This is a genomic window from Solemya elarraichensis gill symbiont, assembly GCF_002021095.1.
GTDB lineage: Bacteria > Pseudomonadota > Gammaproteobacteria > Chromatiales > Chromatiaceae.
In genome coordinates this window covers 1-3,740 of record NZ_MPRK01000173.1, presented here as the reverse complement: position 1 = coordinate 3,740, position 3,740 = coordinate 1, and the positions used below count along the sequence as shown (strand labels likewise).

At 53.7% G+C, this 3,740-nt stretch carries 4 protein-coding genes and 1 tRNA gene; all 5 read left to right on the top strand.

Translation table 11 applies throughout. The features are described from left to right. Positions 1 to 625, top strand: a 625-nt coding sequence (locus tag BOW51_RS08360) for a glutamate ligase domain-containing protein (protein ID WP_370738163.1), incomplete at its 5' end; no start/stop codon positions are given. A 36-nt stretch (positions 626 to 661) separates the two neighbouring features. Beyond that, positions 662 to 1,297 (top strand): SPOR domain-containing protein, encoded by a 636-nt coding sequence (locus tag BOW51_RS08355; protein WP_078477302.1) that lies wholly within the window; start codon positions 662 to 664, stop codon positions 1,295 to 1,297. A 123-nt stretch (positions 1,298 to 1,420) separates the two neighbouring features. Next, positions 1,421 to 1,978, top strand: a complete 558-nt coding sequence (locus tag BOW51_RS08350; protein ID WP_078477300.1) for a CvpA family protein — start codon at positions 1,421 to 1,423, stop codon at positions 1,976 to 1,978. A gap of 2 nt (positions 1,979 to 1,980) precedes the next feature. Beyond that, a complete protein-coding gene (gene purF / locus BOW51_RS08345) occupies positions 1,981 to 3,495 on the top strand; it encodes an amidophosphoribosyltransferase (RefSeq protein WP_078477299.1) in 1,515 nt (504 codons plus the stop codon). 76 nt (positions 3,496 to 3,571) lie between these two features. After that, positions 3,572 to 3,648, top strand: a tRNA-Met gene (locus tag BOW51_RS08340). Positions 3,649 to 3,740: the final 92 nt, after the last annotated feature.

The following is a 3,740-nucleotide window of genomic DNA, read 5'->3' as shown; positions in this document are numbered from 1 at the left end:
GCGCGACTTCAATCTCTCCGTGAGTGACAACGAGTGGCATTGGCATGGGAATGAGACAACTCATCATGCACTGCCGCTGCCACTGCTGCCAGGCAAGCACCAACTCGACAACGCGGCTGCGGTGATTGCCCTGCTTGACTCCATGCGTGAGCTTCTGCCGGTCAGTGAGACGGCAATTGCAGCAGGGCTGAAAACTGTTTCACTGGCGGGACGTTTTCAGCAGGTTGGCAAGAACCCACTTGTGATTGTCGATGTGGCACATAACAGGGAGGCAGCAGCGGTACTTGCTGATGCCATGCGTGCCCATGATGATGTCAAGGAGTGGCATGCAGTCGCTTCCTTTTACGCTGACAAGCCGATTGAGGCGATTGCTGCAGAGTTGCGTGAACTAATCTCACACTGGCATATCTATGTACTTAAGGACGCGCGTGCTGCATCGTCTGAAGTGCTGCAACAAAAACTCGGGCAAGGTGGCGTTGAGAGCAGCATAGATGCATGCAGCGGCTTCAAACAGGCTGTCGAGGCAGCGCGATCTGTGGCGGGTGCAGATGGAGGTGTGGTTATTTTCGGCTCATTCGAGGTGGCGGGAGCAGCATTGGAATATTTTTCTTCCAAAACGCTATAATCGGTTTAATGGTTTTCAACTGGGTATGTTGTCAATATGAAGAAACGTTTGACGGGTGCAATTGTACTGGTGGCTCTGGTGGTGATTTTTGTGCCCATGCTGCTCGAGGAGAAAACATCCAGAATTGAACTGGGGCCGCTGATTCCTGAGCAGCCGCAGGAGAATTTTTCTACTGGCCTGATTCCGAAAGAGAGTGTCACGGCGATTGCCGAGCCGGTAGAGCCTGCAGATGCGCAGCGTTACGAGTTGCCGGTAGGTGAGGTTATGGAGCAACCAGCCAGCACAACTCCGGCTGACGAGATTATGGTTCCGACAGAGGTCGTCAAGATCGAAGAGAGCACACCTGTTCAGGCACCACATCCTGATGAACAGCCGCAACAGGCCACAACAACAGCCGCCGAGCCTGTCAAGACTCCCTTGCAGGGCAAGGTTGTTACCCAGGGTTGGGTGATCCAGGCGGGCAGTTTTGGTCAAAGCAGTAATGCGGACAAGCTGAAAAATCGCCTGACCCAGTCAGGCAGGTCTGCCTTCATTGAGCCAATCGAAGTGAAAGGGAAGATGCTCTACCGGGTTCGCGTCGGGCCTCTTGAGAAACGTGCGGAGGCTGATCGCCAGCTGGCGATTATCGAAAAAGAGTTCCAGCTCAAGGGTAAAGTTATCTCGTTTCCCTGATGCCCGGGGTGATGTAACGAAGCCGGTGTGAAAGGAAAGGAGATGAATTGCCCCATTTTTCCTTTTTCCCGGATTCTGTTCTGCTAGAATACCCACTTTCCCGTAACCGGATCTCAATTCGCCGTGAACTGGGCAGATATCGCAATTCTTTCGGTCATCGGTATATCCGTGATCATCAGTTTTTTCCGGGGCTTCCTGCTTGAAGCCCTTTCGCTCCTCGTATGGGTCATTGCATTCTGGGTCGCATGGATTTTCTTCCGTGATCTGGCGCCCGTGTTTGCGCAGTGGGTTTCGGCCCCGTCGCTACAACTGGCGTTAGCATTTACGGTGATTGTCATCACCATGCTTATTCTCGGCGCAGTGGTGACCTGGCTGGTCGGCATGCTGATCGACAAAACAGGGCTGACTGGCACCGATCGTGTCGTGGGACTGCTGTTTGGTGCGATTCGTGGTGGAGTAATTATCGCTGTCGTCGTCATGTTGGCGGGCGTCACTCCATTCCCGCAGGACCCGTGGTGGAAGGAGTCTCAACTGATTCCCCATTTCGAACGTGTCGCCATCACCCTCAAGGAGATGCTGCCACAGGATATCGGTGAATACCTGGAGTTTTCACCAGAAAATACACCTGCAACCGAGGCACCGGCAGAGCCGCTTGCACCGGTTGAGAGAAGAGGCGCCTGATCATGTGCGGTATTGTTGGAATCGTAGCTACCCAGCCGGTCAACCAGGCGCTCTATGATGCACTGCTTGTACTGCAGCACCGTGGACAGGATGCGGCAGGCATTGTTACCTGCGAGGGAGACAAGCTGCACCTGCGCAAGGACAACGGCCTTGCACGTGACGTTTTCGAGGCTGAGCACATGCTCAACCTAAAGGGCAACATGGGAGTGGCCCACGTGCGCTACCCGACTGCAGGCTGCTCTTCTTCCGCCGAGGCACAGCCCTTTTACGTCAACTCCCCGTACGGCATCACTCTTGCCCATAACGGCAACCTGACCAATGCAGACGAGTTGAAGGAGGCGCTGTTTGCCTCCGACCTGCGCCATATCAATACCGATTCTGATTCCGAAATACTGCTCAATATTTTTGCCCACGAGCTTTCACGCCAGGGCAAACTGCGTATTGGCCCGGAAGATGTTTTCCAGGCAATCGAGGCACTGCATAAACGCTGTCGTGGTGGTTACGCGGCTGTCGCCACGATTCCGGGCTTTGGCGTCATCGGCTTTCGTGACCCACACGGTATCCGTCCCGTTTGCTTCGGTAAACGCGAGACTGAAGCAGGTACCGAGTACATGATCGCATCCGAAAGCGTGGCACTGGATGCAGCCGATTTTGAACGTGTACGTGATATCGAGCCGGGAGAGGCTGTTTTGGTTACTGCCAGTGGAGAGATTTTTACCCAGCAGTGTGCAGAAAAGCCGGTCTGGAATCCCTGTATTTTCGAATTTGTCTACTTTGCCCGCCCGGATTCCATCATCGACGAAATCTTTGTCCACAAGGCGCGCCAACGCATGGGCAAACGCCTCGCAGCGAAAATCAAGAAGGAGTGGGAAGATCACGATATCGACGTGGTTATCCCGATTCCCGATACAAGCCGCACAGCCGCACTCGCGCTTGCACAAAGACTCGGGATTGAATACGCCGAGGGATTCATCAAAAATCGCTATATTGGCCGCACTTTCATCATGCCCGGGCAAAAAGCGCGCAAGAAATCAGTCAGGCAAAAACTTAACGCCATCGATTTTGAATTCAAGGGCAAGAATGTTCTTCTGGTCGATGACTCGATCGTGCGTGGCACGACGTCGAAGCAGATTGTGCAGATGGCACGCGATGTTGGCTCCAATAAAGTCTATTTCGCCTCTGCAGCGCCTCCAGTGCGCTATCCCAACGTTTATGGCATCGATATGCCGGCAGCCAGTGAACTGGTCGCTTATGGCCGTACAGAAGAGGAGATCGGCGAGTATATCGGTGCAGACCGCCTAATCTACCAGGAACTGGATGATCTCATCGATGCTGTGCAGAAAAAGACCCGCAGCAAGGCGCTGCATTTTGATACCTCGGTGTTCAGCGGTGACTATGTCACTGGTGATGTAGATGCCGCCTACCTCGATAGCCTTGAGGCCAGCCGCAATGACCAGGCCAAGCAGGAGCGTGACACCAACAAGGGCAATGTCATCGACCTGCACAACCAGGCCTGAAACGCCTGGATGGGACTTGGTGCCACAAGGGCATAGACAAGGTGCGGAGAGTCACTTATAATCTGGCGCCTTAAATGGCAATGTAGCTCAGTTGGTTAGAGCACAGCACTCATAATGCTGGGGTCGGTGGTTCGAATCCACCCGTTGCTACCATATTTTAAAACCCGGCTCTGCCGGGTTTTGTCATTTGAGGGTGGATGAGAACAGTGGGGTAATAGGGTCGGCTCCCAATGTTTTTGTGAAAA

What these genes read in the sequence shown, in the direction of transcription:
- BOW51_RS08355 (WP_078477302.1), top strand. Translation starts at nt 662, where the DNA reads ATGAAGAAACGTTTGACGGGTGCAATTGTACTGGTGGCTCTGGTGGTG.
- purF (WP_078477299.1), top strand. Translation starts at nt 1,981, where the DNA reads ATGTGCGGTATTGTTGGAATCGTAGCTACCCAGCCGGTCAACCAGGCG.